Source organism: Pararhizobium antarcticum, from assembly GCF_001885585.1.
Lineage (GTDB): Bacteria > Pseudomonadota > Alphaproteobacteria > Rhizobiales > Rhizobiaceae > Pararhizobium > Pararhizobium antarcticum.
Genome location: NZ_LSRP01000053.1, coordinates 1 through 1,160, shown reverse-complemented (window position 1 = coordinate 1,160; position 1,160 = coordinate 1). Strand labels below are relative to the sequence as shown.

Annotated in this window: 2 protein-coding genes; one reads left to right on the top strand and one right to left on the bottom strand. The window is 60.0% G+C overall.

Features of this window, described 5'->3' with window-relative positions:
* Positions 1-220: 220 nt before the first annotated feature.
* Positions 221-847, top strand: a complete 627-nt coding sequence (locus tag AX760_RS04900) for a hypothetical protein (RefSeq protein ID WP_071831873.1) — start codon at positions 221-223, stop codon at positions 845-847.
* A gap of 74 nt (positions 848-921) precedes the next feature.
* Here the strand turns inward: AX760_RS04900 and AX760_RS04895 are convergent.
* Positions 922-1,160 (bottom strand): transposase (locus tag AX760_RS04895; RefSeq protein WP_139276435.1); only part of this gene is annotated, 239 nt, incomplete at its 5' end.

The window sequence follows — 1,160 nt, the reverse complement described above, 5'->3', positions numbered from 1 at the left end:
TTCATTGCCTAGACCCAGAGTTCAGCTTGAGATGACCGGCTTCACGCCGGAATCGTGGCCGGAATGAATTCGGAATGGGTGGCCGGCTTCGCGTCGGAATAGGTGGCCGGCATCATCGGAATACGCACGCTGGGAGGCTGGCAACGGCTTCAGCCTGCTTGGTGGCGCCGCGCTCGCAGGCTCCGGCAACACGGATGTCGATCGCGACAGCGCGCTGCTGATGGCTAGTGCCGTCCGCTATCTTTCTCCCGACAGAGGTTCGCCGCTGCGTGTCTTTGGCGAGATCGGTGCCTGGGGTTCGCCCGGCATGTCGATCCGCTTCAGCCGCTCCTATTTCGACACGGGCCGGTTGGTGTCTTCAATCGGCACGGACGAGGGCACGCTGTTCAGCACCTATGGCCGCATCGGTGCCATCTACGCGCCCGATAGCGCCAACGAACTGGCCATTTCCGCCCGCTACACACGCACGTGGCACGATCTCGACGGCTATAGCGAGGCGACCTCGAACGCCAACCTGTTTTCAGCGACCGTCGCCGGGCAGCGCACCCGAACGAACACGGTGGCGGCCGAAGTTGGATGGACTCATGACACCGGCGGCAAGCTGGATTACACGCTGTCGGCGGCGCTCGGTCGCACATTCGGCGTCAGCGATGGCGCCCGTGCCGACGTGGTCTGGGTCGGGACGGTTACAGGTCGCTCGCAGGACCGCGACTTCGCCTCGATCGGTAGTCGGATCGGATGGAAATTCGACGCGCGCTGGAAAGCCGACGCAACGCTATCAGCAACGTTTCAAGAGGGCGACAAGTCGACGCTCGATATTGGCGCCCAGTTAAAGACTTCGTTCTGAACGGGACTGGCAAATACCAATCAAGGCTAGATATGAGTTTGGCTCAATCTCTTAGAGTCCGTCCGAACACTTTCTCATTTTGAACATAGCCTTCGCAGCATGAGGCGGATGGAGGCTAATTTGAGGAAGGCAAGCGCATTTCTTGACAGGTTTTCGAGGTCCTTGGCCAGTCTACGGCATCGTCCGAGCCATGCGAAGGTTCGCTCGACAACCCATCGGCGTGGCAACAACTCGAAGCCTTTGGCCGCATCGGATCGCTTGACGATTTCAGTTGCCAGACCTGGTCTGGCCTTCTTCTGACCCTTTGCGAAGA